General features: G+C 56.4%; 11 protein-coding genes. 4 read left to right on the forward strand and 7 right to left on the reverse strand.

The window, feature by feature from the left end; all coding sequences use genetic code 11:
• Positions 1-19 precede the first annotated feature (19 nt).
• Genes AC1M2H_RS14275 through mak form a run of 3 tightly spaced genes read left to right on the forward strand, consistent with a single transcriptional unit; the run spans position 20 to position 2,969 of the window.
• Positions 20-1,024 carry an ABC transporter permease gene (locus tag AC1M2H_RS14275; protein WP_480147807.1) on the forward strand — a complete coding sequence of 335 codons (1,005 nt, stop codon included), beginning with the start codon at positions 20-22 and terminating at the stop codon, positions 1,022-1,024.
• Positions 1,025-1,038: 14 nt separating this feature from the next.
• The gene (locus AC1M2H_RS14280) at positions 1,039-2,061 is read left to right on the forward strand and encodes an ABC transporter permease (protein ID WP_480147808.1); all 1,023 of its coding nucleotides are present in this window, start codon (positions 1,039-1,041) and stop codon (positions 2,059-2,061) included.
• Complete coding sequence (gene mak / locus AC1M2H_RS14285) at positions 2,058-2,969, forward strand: fructokinase (protein WP_480147809.1); 912 nt, start codon at positions 2,058-2,060, stop codon at positions 2,967-2,969. Before AC1M2H_RS14280 ends, mak begins: the two co-directional genes overlap by 4 nt.
• A gap of 76 nt (positions 2,970-3,045) precedes the next feature.
• On the opposite strand, the gene pgtA is transcribed toward mak, so the two are convergent.
• The 3 genes from pgtA to AC1M2H_RS14300 are packed head-to-tail and all read right to left on the reverse strand — an operon-like array spanning position 3,046 to position 7,539.
• A complete protein-coding gene (gene pgtA, locus AC1M2H_RS14290; RefSeq protein ID WP_480147811.1) occupies positions 3,046-4,290 on the reverse strand; it encodes a two-component system response regulator PgtA in 1,245 nt (414 codons plus the stop codon).
• The gene (gene pgtB / locus AC1M2H_RS14295; protein ID WP_480147812.1) at positions 4,271-6,283 is read right to left on the reverse strand and encodes a two-component system sensor histidine kinase PgtB; all 2,013 of its coding nucleotides are present in this window, start codon (positions 6,281-6,283) and stop codon (positions 4,271-4,273) included. Before pgtB ends, pgtA begins: the two co-directional genes overlap by 20 nt.
• Positions 6,280-7,539 carry an ABC transporter substrate-binding protein gene (locus AC1M2H_RS14300; protein ID WP_480147813.1) on the reverse strand — a complete coding sequence of 420 codons (1,260 nt, stop codon included), beginning with the start codon at positions 7,537-7,539 and terminating at the stop codon, positions 6,280-6,282. Before AC1M2H_RS14300 ends, pgtB begins: the two co-directional genes overlap by 4 nt.
• 466 nt (positions 7,540-8,005) lie before the next feature.
• On the opposite strand from AC1M2H_RS14300, the gene pgtP reads away from it, so the two are divergent.
• A complete protein-coding gene (gene pgtP, locus AC1M2H_RS14305; RefSeq protein WP_480147814.1) occupies positions 8,006-9,385 on the forward strand; it encodes a phosphoglycerate transporter PgtP in 1,380 nt (459 codons plus the stop codon).
• A 141-nt stretch (positions 9,386-9,526) separates the two neighbouring features.
• On the opposite strand, the gene glgP is transcribed toward pgtP, so the two are convergent.
• The 4 genes from glgP to glgB form a co-directional block, all read right to left on the reverse strand.
• The gene (gene glgP, locus AC1M2H_RS14310; RefSeq protein ID WP_480147815.1) at positions 9,527-11,974 is read right to left on the reverse strand and encodes a glycogen phosphorylase; all 2,448 of its coding nucleotides are present in this window, start codon (positions 11,972-11,974) and stop codon (positions 9,527-9,529) included.
• Positions 11,975-11,992: 18 nt separating this feature from the next.
• The gene (gene glgA, locus AC1M2H_RS14315) at positions 11,993-13,426 is read right to left on the reverse strand and encodes a glycogen synthase GlgA (protein WP_480147816.1); all 1,434 of its coding nucleotides are present in this window, start codon (positions 13,424-13,426) and stop codon (positions 11,993-11,995) included.
• A gap of 88 nt (positions 13,427-13,514) precedes the next feature.
• Complete coding sequence (glgC, locus tag AC1M2H_RS14320) at positions 13,515-14,798, reverse strand: glucose-1-phosphate adenylyltransferase (RefSeq protein WP_480147817.1); 1,284 nt, start codon at positions 14,796-14,798, stop codon at positions 13,515-13,517.
• 126 nt (positions 14,799-14,924) lie between these two features.
• The gene (gene glgB, locus AC1M2H_RS14325) at positions 14,925-17,117 is read right to left on the reverse strand and encodes a 1,4-alpha-glucan branching enzyme (RefSeq protein WP_480147818.1); all 2,193 of its coding nucleotides are present in this window, start codon (positions 17,115-17,117) and stop codon (positions 14,925-14,927) included.
• Positions 17,118-17,334: the final 217 nt, after the last annotated feature.

Below are 17,334 nucleotides of genomic sequence, written 5' to 3' on the forward strand. Positions count from 1 at the left end.
TCAGTTCGAGGTAACTTTGATGGGCGTATTCAATCTCTTCAAAAATCGGGAAGCTCTGCTGCTGGTATTAATCGTGCTTCTGTCGATCGTAATTACCAGTCTCAACCCGTCATTTATGACTTTTGATAACATTACTGGCCTGCTAAAAACCTGGACAGTATTAGGTATTTTTGCGCTTGGCGTCATGCTGGTGCTGCTCTCAGGCGGTTTTGATGTTTCGTTTACCGCCATCGCGCAGGTAGTGCAATACATCATTGTCTTCTGGTTCCTGCAGGCAGGTCTGGATAATATCTGGCTGGCGATCGTCTGTAGCCTGATTCTCGGCGCAGTGATGGGGTTGCTGAATGGCGTGCTCATTTACTACTTCAGAATCACGGCGATTATTGTCACTATCGCCACCAATAGCTTGTTCTATGGCACCTTATATGTCGTGACGCAAGGTAACCTGATCTACGACATTCCCCCCTCTCTGCTGCAGCTGGCCGAACTGAAAGTCTTTCCGATGCAGGCGGCCAATGGCGCATGGTACGGGCTGAGTCTGGTCACCTGTCTCTGGTTCCTTCTGGCCATTTTTCTGCATTTTTTCCTCAAGCATACCGTGATGGGACGCAGTATTTTCGCGGTCGGCGGCAATGCGCTGTCGGCTGAGCGGGTTGGCTTTAACCTGTGCCGCACCACGTTATTTATCTACACCTTTGTCGGGGCGGTATCCGGCTTCGCCAGCATTATTCAGGTATCGATAGTACAAACGGTCATTCCTAACTCTATCGTCGGTTCTGAACTACAGGTTATCGCCGCCGTAGTGCTCGGAGGCGCCTCCGTAACCGGAGGGCGAGGCAGCGTGCTGGGGACACTGTTGGGCGTGCTGCTGTTTGCCATCCTGAGCAACAGCCTGACGCTTCTGAAGGTCTCGCCGTATTACTACAACGTGTTCACCGGTCTGGTGATTCTGGTCAGTATCACGCTGAACGCCCTGCAAATACGGCGACAAAAGCGGGCTCAGATCAGAGTGGTCGTTGAATAATGAGGAATGGAACCATGAAAACCTATACGCCGGCAAAATTGCGTCTTTCGGCAGTTGTTTCGGAGAATCTATCGCTTTATCTGGTCCTCATTGGCGTATTTTTGCTGATGTTTGCGCTCAATGGCGAACGCTTTATTCGCCCGCAAAATCTGATATCGATGGCCTATCAGCTACCGATAATTGGTCTTTTAGCCATCGGCATGATGATTTCTATGCTTTCCGGCGGGATCAATTTATCGATTATCGCCACCGCTAACCTCAACGGGATCGTTATTGCGCTATGCCTACAGTATTTCTCCCACGGCCAGATGAGCGCCGCCAGCAATGAAATTATTCTGCTCGCTATCGCTCTTGGCGTTCTGAGCTGCCTGCTCGTCGGGGTTATCAATGGCCTACTGATTTCACTACTTAAAATCCCGGATATTCTGGTGACGTTAGGCACCATGACGTTAATCTCCGGTATAAACGTCGTGTTGACCAAAGGGTACACGCTATCCGGCTTTCCCGACATTCTGCTCAATATTGGCAATGGCGATAGCTTCGGCTTGCCTAATGCCCTGATTCTGTTTCTGCTATCCAGCGTAGCCGCCGCCATCATCCTTAATAAAACGCGTTTTGGCTTTAGCCTGTACATGATGGGTTCTAACCCCACGGCAACGCAATACTCCGGCGTCAGTCTGGTGAAAACGAGCGTGATGCAGTACACCTTCTCGTCCTGCTTCGCCGCGCTGACATCGCTGGTGATGATAGGCCAACTCAACTCGGTGAAAGCCAGCTATGCCGACTCCTACCTGCTGGTCGCCGTGCTGGCGGCATTTCTTGGAAAAGTCAGCCCATTTGGCGGATTTGGCCGCATTTCCGGCGTGGTGCTGGCGGTGATCATTTTACAAATCATCTCCAGCGGCCTCAACCTGATGCGCCTCGATCCCTTTATGAGCACCGCCACCTGGGGGGCGATTATTATCTTTATCGTTGTCTTCCGTAGCCTGTTCTCGTGGTTAAAACGCAGGATGAAAAATAAGGAAAAAACGTCATGATGATCGGTATCGACCTGGGTGGAACCAAAACCGAAGTTATCGCGCTGGATGAGCAGGGAGTGGAACACTTCCGTCATCGAGTCCCTACTCCTAAAAATGACTACGCCGCCACGATACGCACGATCGCAGAACTGGTGTGGCTGGCAGAAACGAGCGTAGGCCAGCAAGGAAGCGTTGGGGTTGGTATTCCGGGCACTATTTCCCGTCACACCGGGAAAGTAAAAAATGCAAATTCGGTATGGCTGAACGGTCAACCCTTAGACCGTGACCTTTCTACGTTGTTAAAACGCCCCGTCGTGGTGGCGAACGATGCGAACTGCCTGGCCATATCCGAGGCCGCTGATGGCGCGGGCGCCGGGTATAAGGTGGTCTTTGCCGTAATCATCGGTACAGGCTGTGGCGGAGGGCTGACGGTAAAACAGGGCGTTTACGTCGGTGATAACGGCGTAGCGGGTGAATGGGGCCATAATCCGCTCCCCTGGCCTGATGAAGAAGATCTGCGCTATATGCGCGATGTCCCCTGCTATTGCGGCAAGACGGGATGCACCGAAACCTTTATTTCCGGCACCGGCTTCGAGAGAACCTATCAGCGGCTTAGCGGGGTTGCTCTAAAAGGCAAAGAGATTATTTCACGCCTGGCGCAGGGAGAAACGTCCGCAGAACAGGCGATGCAATATTACGAGCGGCGATTAGCCAAAGCGCTGGCCGCGCTAATCAATATTCTGGACCCCGGCGTGATTGTACTGGGCGGCGGTATGAGCAATGTCGATCGCTTATATACCACCTTACCGCAGCTGCTACCGCAATATATATTTGGCGGCGAATGCGACACTCCTGTTCGCAAGGCGCTTCATGGCGATTCCAGCGGCGTCCGCGGCGCGGCCTGGCTACCGCTGCTGTCGCTGTAGGGACTAAAATGCCACAGGCTATTATCGGCCATTGCCGGCCGATCTCTTCCCCCTGAGCGAACAGCGCGCCGCCCCGTTAACGGTAGTGATGTTTGTTGAGACCAAACTTTTTCATCCGCAGATAGAGTTTCTTGCGCGGGATCTGCAGATATTCCGAGACATCGTTAATTCGGCCCTGGTGGATATTCAGGGCCTCAACAATAATCTGCCGCTCGTAATCTTCGACCCGCTGGTCGAGCTGAACGGGCTCAACGGCATGCAGCATTGGGTTCGGGATATCGGCCAGCGGCATCACCCCGACGGCAAACAGTTTGGCGGCATTGGCCAGCTCGCGGACGTTATTCGGCCAGGGCCGCGCGATCAGTTTTTTAGCCAGCGCCGCCGGAAGTTCAGGTACGGGGTTATTCAGGCGCAAGCAGGCCTGTTGCAGGTAGTGCAGGAATAGTGGCTCGATATCGTCAAGCCGCTGCGCCAGCGACGGGCAATACCGCTGGGTCATAGCGAAACAGTAGTATAAGTCGGGGATAATGTGGTTATTGCCGGCCATGGCAATCAGCGGCTGTAGCCCGATGCCGACCAGGCGAAATGGCAGCTCATCTTGTCCCTGCAGGTGCGCCAGCATATGCTGCTGCGCCTGGGGCAGATACTCGATATTGCGCAGGACCAGCGTCCCGCCCTGCGCTTGCCCTATCCACTCATTGAGCGGCGGGTCCTGATCTTCGAGGATGTCGCCGAAGATAATCGGCTGCGAATGGCGTGAACTCAGGCGATGCATGTAGCACGCCGCCAGCGTTCGTCCGGTGCCTCGTTCGCCATGGAAATAGACCGCGACATCGGTTTCTGCCAGCAGTCGCAGCGTGTGCCGCATCTGAATGACCCATTCGCTACGGCCGATCAGGTTATCTTCCAGCTGCTCCTTTTGCCACTGCCGACGCACGACCTGCGTCTGGCGCTGGGCCAGCGCCTTATCGACCAGGCCTAACAGCTGCGCCGGGTTAACCGGTTTTTGCAAAAAATCCCATGCCCCTTTTTTGACGGCCTCGACGGCCATCGGGACGTCGCCGTGGCCGGTAATCAGCATCACCGGCAGATAAGGGTCATGTTTCAGCAGGCTCTTCAGCAAATCGATACCGGAACAATGCGGCATACAGACATCGCTCAGCACGATACCCGCCCACTCCTCGCTCACCAAATCTTGCGCCATCAGCGGATCGCGACAGGCATAAACCCGATGACCGGCCTCCGTCAGCAGCTGCGTGTAGGCATCCAGCACGTCGCTATCGTCGTCGATCAGCAGAATATTATGTTGATGAGTGAGCATGGTTAACATCCGTTGGTAAGAATTGCAAAACAACGCAGGCATGATGGCTCAGCGTTGACGCCAGGCGTAAATGCCCGCCCATCTGCCGCATCAGGGATTCGCTGATCGACAGGCCGATCCCCAACCCCATCTGCTTGCTGGTGACAAACGGTTTCAGCAGCGAATCGGCCAGCTCCAGCGGCCAGCCGCAGCCGTTATCCGCGATCGTTACCGTCCAGCCTTCCGCTGACTCTTCCCATGCCACCGTAATATCGGGTGCGCCCTGCGCCGCATCCAGCGCGTTGGTCAGCAGGTTGACCAGCACCTGCAGGATCCGCACTTCGTCTCCCTGTACCCGCGCGGCGCCTGGCGGCAGATGCAGAGAACCGCGCAGCGGCTTATGCCGCAGGGATAACAGCTCCCAGGCGGCGGTAAAAGCATGGCGCAGATCGACGGGGCTGGCCGGCGCATCGACCTCCGGCCGCCGCGTAAATTGCCGCAGATTGCGGATAATGGCGTCAATGCGGCCAATCAGCCCCTCGGCCTTGCTCAGCGTCTGGCCGGCGTTATCCGCTTGTCCGTTTCTGATGGCGCTGCGCGCGCTGTAGAGATACATCGACAGCGCGTTGAGCGGCTGGTTTATCTCGTGCGCCAGGGTGGTCATGGTCTGCCCCACCACCGCCAGCTTGGCGGTCTGAACCAGTTCATCCTGGGTGGTGCGCAGATGCGTTTCCACCCGTTTTCGCTCGGTAATTTCCCGCTCCAGCAGCTGACGCTGCTGATTTAACTGGCCGAGGGTATGGCGCAGGAGTTTACCAATCCGCCCCAGTTCATCCTCGCCGTAAACCGGAATGTCGGCGTTAACGTCGCCTAACCCGATACGCACCACCGTCTGGTTAAGCTGGTTAAAGCGTTTAACCAGACGCGAGCGGATAAAATAGTGGTTGAGTAAATAGGCGAGGATCAGTGCCAGTAGCGTGGCGATCAGAATCAGGCTCCCGCTGAACCACATGGTATGTTCGAGGCGCTGATTGAAGGCGCGCATTTTGCCGTGGCTATCGCTGAGCTGGGACTCCAGCTGGGCGCGAAAGCGGGCCAGCGTCGTCTCTTTATCCTGCGTCACCTGCGATAGCGCGCCCTGTGCCTGAATATATTCACGGATCGCCGCCGGCATTTTATTTTCGGCAATACCGATATCGAGCAGTTCATCGATGGTCTGGCGCAGGGTTATGGTACTGGGATAACCTTCCAGCAGATGCATATTGTCATCGGCGGTTTTTTTCAAATAGGCCAGATAGCGAATGTGCCCCTCAATATTGCCGTTGCCCTCCGTGCTGGACTGTACCTCGGTCAAGCGGTCGCGCAGGTCGCTGATAATCTGATTTTCAATACGCGCCAGGGTATAGACCTGCTGCTGCTCCCCCTGCACCGCCCGAAGATTGGCCTGTAGCCGGGGAATGGCGCTCCCCGGTTTGGCCTCCAACTGATCGAGCAGCGCGCCCTGCTGCCAGCTAAAATCCTGCACCAGTGAGTTCATCTCGGTGGTGAAGTCTTCATGCAGCCAGTTAATCCGCGCGGTGGTCTCGTTGACCTTCTCGCGGGCGATAAACATGTTGTACAGCGAACGGTCAAGCCTGGCGAGAAGCTGGCGGCTATCCCGCAGCGTCAGTTCGATTTGCCGGCGCTCCGGCGCGTCGAGACGCTGGCTGAGAGCGGCGATTTGATCGAGATGCTGCAGGATCTGGTTGCGCAGCTGCAGGCGTGAGGTGGTATTGGCCGCCAGCAAAAATTCGTTGAGCTGATCGACCACGGTATTCAGGTTATTTTCAATCAGAAATGAGGTTTGGATCCGCGGGAAATAGTCATTTAGCGCATAGCGGATTTGCGAACTTTGCTCGTGCCAGGAGTACAGGCTGACGCCGCTGACAACCAGCGTCAGCAGCGCCCCGGTGAGGAAGGCGCCGCGCAGGCTGGCGCTAATGGTCAGGTTTTTAATAAAACCGGGGAGCCTCATTTCAGGTTCTCCAGTTTCTCAATTGCCTGCCGCTGCTGCTCCTGAAAAAAAAGCTGCCACTCCATCATCAGCTGCTCGGCCTGATCTTTATTCTCCAGCTGCTGGAGGTAGTGCCGATCGCCGCTTTGCCGGTCGCTCACCGGCATGGCGGTCAGCAAGGCGCGGATCTCCGGCAGCGGCGTCTTAAGCCGGGCTTCGGCGTTGTGCAGCGCGCGCCAGGCATCTTTCAGCTGAGACATGCGAAAGCTGATGGCGGTGTCGAACAGCGTTTGCACCAAACGCTGACGCTGCAGGATCAGCTGATAATTGAGGGAGGGTTCGCTCAGCAGCTGATGCTGCTGCCGCGCACGCGCGCCGTTGCCGGGGTCGGGGATAATCGAGTATTTCCCGGTATTGGTATCCGACAGCGCCTGTTGCCCTTCCGGGCTTAGCAGAAACTGAATAAAGCGTCGGGCCTCCGCCGGATACGGGTTATGGCGGATCAGCGCCACATAGGTTGGCGAGGCGGCCGAGTGGGGAAAATAGCGAAACGTCAGGTTCGGATCGTCGAGCAGCAGGTTCGCATAGTTATCGATGACCGGACCGACCGAACCCAAACCGCTTTTAATTTTATCCGCCACGCCAAAACTGCGGCTGGAAATGGTGATCAGGTTCCCTGCCACGCTCAATATGGTTTCCCACCCCCGCTGCCATCCCTCCTGCTGCAGCAGCGACTCCACCATCAGATGGTTGGTGTCGGAGCGGGAAGGACTGCTCATCAACAGGGTTCCCTGATAGCGAGCCTGCATCAGGTCATCCCAACTGGCGGGCAGCGGCAGATGACGTTCGCTGAGGTTGCGCTGGTTGATTAACAGCCCAAAGCCGGAGATGGCCACGGCGACGGCGGTGCTGCGGATTGATTCCGGTACCAGCTGCTGGGACTGCGCCGGCGCATCCGGGTAGGCCGCCAGACGTTGATGTTCCTGCAGATGCTGCAGCAGCATCGGCGAAGAGGTCAGCACCAGATCGATACTCTCCCCGCCGGCGCTATCCAACAGCTGCTCCAGAGAGGCGCTGGTGCGATTGAGGGTACGGATAATCACCGACTGCGGCTGAGTTTGCCAGCGGCTGATGATATAGGCGGTGGCATCGGGCGAAAACGTGGTGGCAATCACCAGCTCACTCTTTTTGGCCTGTACGGGAAATACCGTCAGCAGACTGAGAAATAAACCAACGACAGCCAGAATGTGCTGCTGTTTATTTGACCGCTTACCCATATTGAGTCCTTTTCACTGCCATCGTTTTGTGATCATTTTCATAAAACAGGGAAAATAATAAATAAAAGCGCGTGCTGGTTTGTGACAAAAAAGTTCATTTATAGATAACTCCGCGATTAAACCATGGAGCAAGGCAATATTCTGTTTAATCCCCGGAGAGGAATTATAGTTTAGCACCTTCATTAAAATCATACTGTTAAGATGGTCAAACTAACGCGTGCCAGTCGCTTATCGCAAGGATGTGGCAGAGCGCTGAGCTCAGACCAATTATCCCTGAATGCCAAACCGAAGGCAAAAATATATTTGAGTCAAAAAATGGACGCCCATTTTTATATTTGAGTCAAATCTGACTCAAATTCCCTGGATTGTGTCGTTGATTTATTTTCACCACAATCCATAGCGCATGCCACATCGCCAATTTTGAACGCCATGATTCACTACCGATAATCTAAATAGGTACTTAAACATGTTTTCATTATTAAAACAAAAAGTCGCCGCGGCGCCGGTTCCCGCGCAACAAATAAGGCCCACTTACCAACGCTATCGTCTCCAGGCGTTATTAAGCGTGTTTCTTGGCTACCTCGCCTACTACATCGTGCGTAATAATTTTACGCTGTCGACGCCGTATCTCAAAGAGCAGCTCGATCTCAGCGCCACCCAGATAGGCATGCTCAGCAGCTGTATGCTGATCGCCTACGGCATCAGCAAAGGCGTGATGAGCAGCCTGGCGGACAAGGCCAGCCCAAAGGTCTTTATGGCTTTTGGCCTGGTCATGTGCGCCATTGTTAACGTCGGCCTAGGTTTTAGCAGCGCGTTCTGGATTTTTGTGGTGCTGGTAGTGATCAACGGGCTGTTTCAGGGTATGGGCGTCGGGCCTTCTTTCATTACTATCGCCAACTGGTTCCCACGCCGCGAACGTGGCCGCGTCGGCGCGTTCTGGAATATCTCGCATAACGTCGGCGGCGGAATTGTCGCCCCTATCGTCGGCACCGCGTTTGCGCTGCTGGGTTCAGAGCACTGGCAAACCGCCAGCTATATCGTCCCGGCCGCGGTGGCGGTACTGTTTGCGCTCGTAGTGCTGGTGCTCGGTAAAGGCTCGCCGCGCAGCGAAGGCTTGCCGGCGCTGGACGAAATGTTGCCGGAAGAGAAAGTGCTGCTGAATACCGGTAAAGTCGAAAAAGCGCCGGAAAACATGAGCGCATGGCAGATTTTTTGTACCTACGTGCTGAAGAATAAAAACGCCTGGTATGTGTCGATGGTCGACGTCTTCGTCTATATGGTGCGCTTCGGCATGATCAGCTGGCTGCCCATCTACTTACTGTCGGTGAAACACTTCTCCAAAGAGGAGATGAGCGTCGCGTTTCTGTTTTTCGAATGGGCGGCCATCCCGTCAACCCTGCTGGCCGGCTGGCTGTCTGATAAGGTCTTTAAGGGCCGCCGGATGCCGCTGGCGATGATTTGCATGGCGCTGATTTTCTTCTGCCTGCTTGGTTACTGGAAAAGCGACTCACTGTTTATGGTCACGATTTTTGCCGCCATTGTCGGCTGCCTGATTTACGTGCCACAATTTTTGGCTTCGGTACAGACCATGGAGATCGTCCCGAGCTTCGCGGTCGGCTCCGCCGTCGGTCTGCGCGGTTTTATGAGCTATATCTTCGGCGCCTCGCTGGGCACCAGTCTGTTCGGGGTGATGGTAGATAATCTGGGCTGGCACGGCGGTTTCTATCTGCTAATGGGCGGCGTCATTTGCTGCATCCTGTTCTGCTATCTGTCCCATCGCGGCGCGCTGGAGCTGGAGCGTAAGCGTCAGCAGGCGGCGGAAGAGCAGGAGCCGGCGCTGGCATAACTATTCATCAAACCGCCCCGCCAGCGTCGGCTGAACAGGGACTTATCGACAAATAAGTCCCTGCGCCTCCCTTCCTCGATCTCCATCAGGCAGGCCGGGCGCCTGATGCCCGCCCGGCCTGTTCTGGCGAGTCAATACGGCTCAGAGCTGGGTTTTGTCGATATACCAGATCTTTTTCGCATACTCCTGCACCGTGCGGTCCGACGAGAAATATCCCATGTTGGTAATATTGAGCATCGCTTTTGCGGTCCACTCTTCCGGGGTTCGGTAGAGCGCATCCACCCTGTCCTGACAGTCAACGTAGCTGCGGTAATCGGCCAGAACCTGATAGTGGTCGCCAAAGTTAATCAGCGAATCCAGCAGACCGCGGTAGCGGCCCGGCTCCTGCGGGCTGAACGCTCCGGTCCCCATCTGGGTCAGCGCCTGGCGCAGCTCTTCATCCTGCTCGTAGTAATCGGGCGGCTGATAGCCGTTGCTGCGCAGCGCCTCGACCTCGGCGGCGGTATTACCAAAGATAAAGATGTTCTCCTCGCCCACGTGCTCCCGCATCTCAACGTTGGCGCCGTCCAGGGTGCCAATGGTCAGCGCGCCGTTGAGGGCGAATTTCATGTTGCTGGTCCCGGAGGCTTCGGTCCCTGCCAGCGAAATCTGCTCAGAAAGGTCCGCGGCCGGAATGATCATCTGCGCCAGGCTGACGCTGTAGTTGGGAATAAACACCACTTTTAGCCGGTCGCCAATCTGCGGATCGCTGTTAATAACTTTGGCCACGTCGTTAATCAGATGGATGATCTGTTTTGCCGTATGGTAGGCGGAGGCGGCTTTGCCGGCGAAAATCACCACCCGCGGCACCCATTCGGCCTGCGGGTCCGCCTTGATGCGGTTATAGCGGGCGATCACCTGCAGCACGTTCATCAGCTGGCGCTTGTATTCGTGAATACGCTTAATCTGCACATCAAACAGCGCCTTCGGATTGACCACCACGCCCAGCTGGCGGGCGATATAGTCGGCCAGCCGCTGCTTATTCGCCAGCTTGGCTTCGCCGACGGCCTGGTTAACCAGCGGATAATCCTGATACTCGCCCAGTTCACGCAGCTGGCTGAGATCCGTACGCCAGGTCTGGCCGATATAGCGGTCCAGAACCGCGGAAAGCGCCGGATTCGCGGCGGCCAGCCAGCGGCGCGGGGTGACGCCGTTGGTGACGTTGGTGAAGCGGCGCGGAAAGATTGTGGCGAAATCGGCAAACAGCGACTCCACCATCAGCCGGGAGTGCAGCTCCGACACGCCGTTAACCTTGTGGCTGACCACTACCGCCAGCCAGGCCATCCGCACGCGGCGGCCGTTGGATTCATCGATAATCGAGGTCCGGCTCAGCAAGGCAATATCGTCGGGATAGTGCTCCTGCATGGTTTTCAGAAAATAGTCATTAATCTCGAAGATAATCTGCAAATGGCGCGGCAGGATTTTCCCCAGCATATCGACCGGCCAGGTCTCCAGCGCCTCGCTCATCAGAGTATGGTTGGTGTAGGAGAAGACCTGGCAGGTCACCTCAAACGCGTCATCCCAGCTGAAGCTGTGTTCGTCGATCAGCAGGCGCATCAGCTCGGGGATCGACAGCACCGGATGGGTGTCGTTGAGGTGGATAGCGATTTTATCCGCCAGGTTGTCATAGGTTTGATACAGCTGATAATGGCGGGCGAGGATATCCTGCACCGTCGCCGAGACGAGGAAATACTCCTGCCGCAGACGCAGTTCGCGCCCGGAATAGGTCGAGTCGTCCGGATAGAGCACCCGGGAGACGTTCTCGGAATGGTTCTTATCCTCTACGGCGGCGAAATAGTCCCCCTGATTAAATTTGCCGAGGTTAATTTCGCTGCTGGCCTGAGCGCTCCACAGCCGCAGGGTGTTGGTGGCATCGGTTTCATAACCCGGGATAATCTGATCGTAGGCCACCGCAATAATCTCTTCGGTTTCCAGCCAGCGCGCGTTTTTGCCCTCATGCTGAATGCGTCCGCCAAAGCGGATGGTATAGCGGGTTTTATGGCGCTCGAACTCCCACGGGTTACCGTATTCCAACCAGTAGTCCGGCGACTCCATCTGCCGGCCGTCGATGATGTTTTGCTTGAACATGCCGTAGTCGTAGCGGATGCCGTAGCCGCGTCCCGGCAACCCCAGCGTGGCGAGGGAGTCGAGAAAACAGGCCGCCAGCCGGCCGAGACCGCCGTTGCCCAGGCCCGGATCGTTCTCCTCGTCAATCAGCTCTTCCAGATCCAGCCCCATTCCTGCCAGCGCCGTTTTCACATCCTCATAGATGCCCAGCGACAGTAAGGCGTTCGAGAGAGTACGCCCGATGAGAAACTCCATCGACAGATAGTAAACCTGCCGTGCCTGCTGCGAGATCCGCGCCCGGTGCGCCCGCAGCCAGCGCTCTACCAGCCGATCGCGCACGGCGAACAGCGTGGCGTTGAGCCATTCATGCTTATTGGCAAGCGCAGGATCTTTACCAAGAATAAACATGAGCTTATAAGCGATAGCATGCTGCAGCGCTTCTTCATTCAGCCTGGGTGAATTATAACTTATGCGTGGTTCCATTTTTCTTATCCGTAATATTTAAATAATGCGCTGATACAGCTGCTGGAAAGACTTTGCGGCAATCTGCCAGCTAAAATCCATGCTCATCGCCTGCCGCTGCACGTAGTGCCACAGCGAGGGACGTGACCACAGGACAAAGGCCCGGCGGATAGCGCGTGATAACGACTCGGTCTCGCTGTCGGCAAACACAAATCCGGTTGCGAGGCCATCGGCGAGATTTTCGAGAGAGCAATCGGCAACGGTATCGGCCAGTCCGCCGGTGCGGCGAACCAGCGGCAACGTGCCGTAGCGCAGGCCATAAAGCTGGGTCAGGCCGCAGGGTTCAAAACGGCTGGGTACCAGGATAACGTCGGCGCCGCCAATCAGCTGATGCGACAGCGCCTCGTCGTAGCCGATGCGAATACTCACCTGTCCGGGGTACTGCGCCGCGGCGGCAAGAAAACGGGCCTGCAAATCAGGATCCCCGGAGCCCAGAAGCGCCAGCTGCCCTCCGTGTTCAACTAATCCCGGCAGCGCGCCAAGCAGCAGATCCAGCCCCTTCTGGCTGGTCAGACGGCTGACGACGGTGAACAGCAGCGCCCGGGCGTCCGCCTTCAGCCCCAGCGTCGTCTGCAGCTGCTGCTTGTTCTTCGCCTTCTCAGCCAGCGAGGTCGGGCCGTAATGAGCGGTCAGCATGGGATCGCTGCGCGGATCCCAAACGCTTTCGTCAACGCCGTTAAGGATCCCCGACAGCCGCCCTTCCCGCTGACGCTGCCGCAGCAGCTCTTCCAGACCGAACGCATACTGCGGTTCGGTTATTTCACGGGCATAGGTCGGGCTGACGGTGGTGATATGGTCGGCGAAATAGAGGCCCGCCTTGAGGAAGGAGATCTGCCCTTTAAACTCCACTCCGTGCATCTGAAAAAGTGACCAGGGTAAAGCGATCTCCGTCATATGCCGGGCCTGGAACAGCCCCTGATAGGCAATGTTGTGCACCGTAAACACCGACCTGGCCGGGTTGCCGCGGGTGGCCAGATAAGCCGGAGTGAGGCCCGCATGCCAGTCATGGGCATGGACGATTTCAGGCCGCCAGAACGGGTCCAGACCGCCGGCAAGTTCGGCCGCGACCCAGCTCAGCAGCGCGAAACGCAGTACGTTATCGGGATAATCCTGCATCTTCTGGTCATGATAAGGATTACCCGGCCGGTCATAGAGATGCGGGGCATCAATCAGATAGATACCCACGCCGTTAAAGTCGCCAAACAGCAGCGTCATCGGCCCGGCGAATGTCTCCCTGCTGGCCACCACCTGCGGATCCTGTATCCCGCTGCGGATCGCCGGAAATCCGGGCAGCAGCACGCGGGTATCCAGCCCCTCGGCAATCTGCGCCGCCGGGAGCGCGCCGGTGACGTCGGCCAGCCCGCCCGTTTTTAACAGGGGGAACATCTCCGCTCCTACGTGTAAAACCTGCATGCCTGCTCCTTATTATTCAGCCACAGAGACGACCCGCGACAGGAGCATATCGTCCCTGCCGCCGAACACCTTTTTTCCGCAAACGGGCTCATTGTTCGAGCTTTTCCAGCATTTCCCTGGTGACCAGAACGATCCCCTCTTCCGATCGATAAAAGCGTCGCGCATCCTCCACGGCATTTTCGCCAATCACCATACCCTCCGGAATCACGCATCCCCTGTCGATTACGCAGCGCCTTATCCGACAAGAGCGGCCAATCCATACGCCCGGCAATACAACCGACGAATCTATATTACAAAACGAGTTAATCCGCACTTTGGAAAATAGAACCGACTGCACCACCACCGAGCCGGAAATAATACAGCCGCCGGAGACCAGAGAGTTCATGGTCATACCGTGGCTACCGGAACGGTCCTGCACAAATTTGGCGCTGGGCAGCGATTCGACATAAGTCCGGATCGGCCAGTTACGGTCATAAACGTCCAGTTCAGGCACCACGGAGGCTAAATCAAGGTTGGCTTTCCAGTACGCCTCAAGGGTTCCGACATCGCGCCAGTAGGGTTCGGCATTATTATCTGACTGCACGCAGGAGCGCGGGAACGGATGCGCATAGGCCTCACCAGCCGCCGTAATTTTAGAGATAATATCTTTGCCAAAATCATGGGTGGAGCGTTCATCGCGATCGTCTTCTTCCAGCAGCTGGTAAAGATATTCCGCATCAAATATATAAATACCCATGCTGGCAAGCGAGCGGGTTTCATCGCCTGGCATGGTGGGCGGGTGCGCGGGTTTTTCAACAAATTCAATGATCCTGTCGTTTTCATCAACCGCCATGACGCCAAACGCCGTCGCCTCTTCTACCGGTACCGGCAGGCAGGCTACGGTGCAGCGCGCGCCTTTTTCAACGTGATCGAGCAGCATTCGCGAGTAATCCTGTTTATAGATATGATCGCCGGCCAGGATCACGACATATTCAGCATCATAGCGGCGAATAATATCCAGATTCTGCGTCACGGCATCCGCCGTGCCGCGATACCAGTTTTCACCATGCACCCGCTGCTGCGCCGGTAATAAATCCACGAACTCATTCATTTCTTCATTAAAGAATGCCCAGCCGCGTTGAATATGCTGCACGAGAGAATGCGACTGATATTGCGTAATGACGCCAATACGTCTTATGCCTGAGTTAATACAATTCGATAAGGCAAAATCAATAATTCGGAATTTACCGCCAAAATGCACCGCCGGTTTGGCACGAATAGTGGTCAGGTCTTTTAATCGGGAGCCGCGTCCGCCGGCGAGGATGAGAGCCACGGATTTAAGCGGTAACTGGCGCGACAGCATTAAGTTTTCAGTATATTCAATTTTACTCATAATCAAGCCCTACTATTAAATAAATAGTCATCAAAGAAAATAATGAAGAAAAAGCATTACTCTTCTGTAAATAAATTCAGAAGCGGCCTCCTCGGGTAATTATTAGATGGCAATTAATCCGGCTTTTTATTCGCCTGCAGATTCCCGTACCAGCCAGATGGTTGCCAGCGGCGGCAGGGTCAGCGCGAGCGAGTGCTCGCGGCCGTGGCTGGCGATCGCCTCGCTTTCCACCGCTCCCCCGTTGCCGGTATTGCTGCCGTGGTAGTACAGCGAGTCGGTGTTCAGCTCTTCGCGCCAGCGCCCCGGCTGGTTTATCCCGAAGCGATAGCCGTGACGCGGCACCGGCGTGAAGTTGCTGGCGACGATAATCTCGTTCCCGGCCCTGTCGCGACGGACGAAGACAAACACCGAGCCCTCGTGGTCGTCCACGACCAGCCATTCAAAACCGTAGCGGTCAAAATCAAGCTCGTGCAGCGCCCTGTGCCGACGATAGGTATGGTTCAGGTCGCGCACCAGACGCTGGACGCCGTGGTGCCAGTTGTCGCCGCCTTCCAGCAGATGCCAGTCGAGGCTGGCGTCGTGGTTCCACTCCCGCCCCTGGGCAAACTCGTTGCCCATAAACAGCAGCTTTTTACCGGGAAAGGCAAACAGCCAGCCGTAGTAGGCGCGCAGGTTGGCAAACTTCTGCCACGCGTCGCCGGGCATGCGGTCGAGAATCGATTTTTTGCCGTGCACCACTTCATCGTGAGACAGCGGCAGGACGAAGTTCTCGGTATAGTTGTAGAGCATGCCGAAGGTCATCTTGTCGTGATGATGTCGGCGGTGAACCGGATCGAGCTTCATGTAGTCGAGGGTGTCGTGCATCCAGCCGAGGTTCCATTTAAACCAGAAGCCGAGCCCGCCCGTCGGGGCGGGGCGCGAAACCCCGGCAAAGTCGGTGGACTCTTCGGCCATGGTGACCGCGCCCGGGGTCTGTTCGCCGAGCACGCGGTTGGTGTTACGCAGGAACTCAATCGCTTCGAGGTTTTCCCGCCCGCCGTACTCGTTCGGTACCCACTCGCCCTCTTTCCGGCTGTAGTCGCGATAGATCATCGACGCCACCGCATCGACGCGCAGGGCGTCAATTCCGAAGCGCTCAATCCAGTACAGGGCGTTGCCCACGAGGAAGTTGCTGACCTCCCGGCGGCCGTAGTTGTAGATCAGCGTATTCCAGTCCTGGTGATAGCCTTCGCGCGGGTCGCTGTGCTCGTACAGCGCGGTGCCGTCAAACGCGGCGAGGGCAAAATCATCGGCGGGAAAGTGGCCCGGCACCCAGTCGAGGATCACGTTGAGACCCGCGGCGTGCGCGGCGTCAATGAAGTAGCGGAAGTCTTCCCGGGTGCCGAAGCGGCGGGTCGGCGCGTAGAGTCCGGTAGGCTGGTAGCCCCAGCTGCCGTCAAACGGATGTTCGTTGACCGGCAGCAGCTCCAGATGGGTAAAGCCCATCCATTTGGCATAAGGCACCAGCTGCTCCGCCAGCTCGCGATAGCTCAGCCAGAAGTTGTTGTCGGTATGACGGCGCCAGGAACCCAGGTGGACCTCATAAATCGAAACCGGCGCATCAAACTGGTTGGCCTGCCTGCGCTCCGGCGGCCGGTCGACTTTCTCCGGCAGGCCGCAGATCAGCGAGGCGGTATCCGGGCGCATCTGCGCTTCAAAGGCGTAGGGGTCGGACTTCACCCGCAGGTGGCCGTGCGCGTCGATCATCTCAAATTTATACAGCTGGCCGTTCTGCGCCCCGGGGACAAACAGCTCCCAAATCCCCGACTCTTTACGCAGGCGCATCGGGTGGCGGCGGCCGTCCCAGTAGTTGAACTGGCCGACGACGGAAACCCGACGGGCGTTCGGCGCCCACACCGAGAAGCGAGTGCCGGTGATGCCATCCATCGTATCGGCGTGGGCGCCGAGGGTTTCATAGGGCCGCAGGTGGGTGCCTTCAGAGAGCAGCCAGACGTCCAGCTCCTGCAGCAGCGGGCCAAAGCGGTAAGGGTCATCGATCAGAGTGAGCTGACCGTGCCAGGTGACGGCCAGCTGATAGCGGAAAGCATTTTTTCGCCGCGGCAGAACGCCGCTAAAGAAACCGCGCGAGTCGAGGCACTCAAGCTTGCCGACTTTGCGTCCGGTTTTCGGTTCAATCACCCACACGTCGGTGGCATCGGGTAATAATGCGCGTACTTCCAGCCCGGCATCGGTGGCGTGCATGCCAAGTACGGAGAATGGATCGGCACAATGGCCTGCAAGAAGTGCTGAAATCACACTTTTATCATTATAATCAGACATGTCAGTCACCCTACTATCATCCTGCGGAAAGAATTAAAACCTCTCTTCCTGCTTTATTGATCCGGTAATATTCCGCGGCGATGCTACGCATCGAAATATCAACCCGTTATTCCAGAGCCTTAAGACATGTCAGTAGTCCACAAATATAGAGTGATTAACCTCCTGAAAAGTAAGTTAAATGTGCCGTACGTATTTGGTATTATCTGTCTTCAGAATA

This window comes from Klebsiella sp. F11, assembly GCF_056712265.1.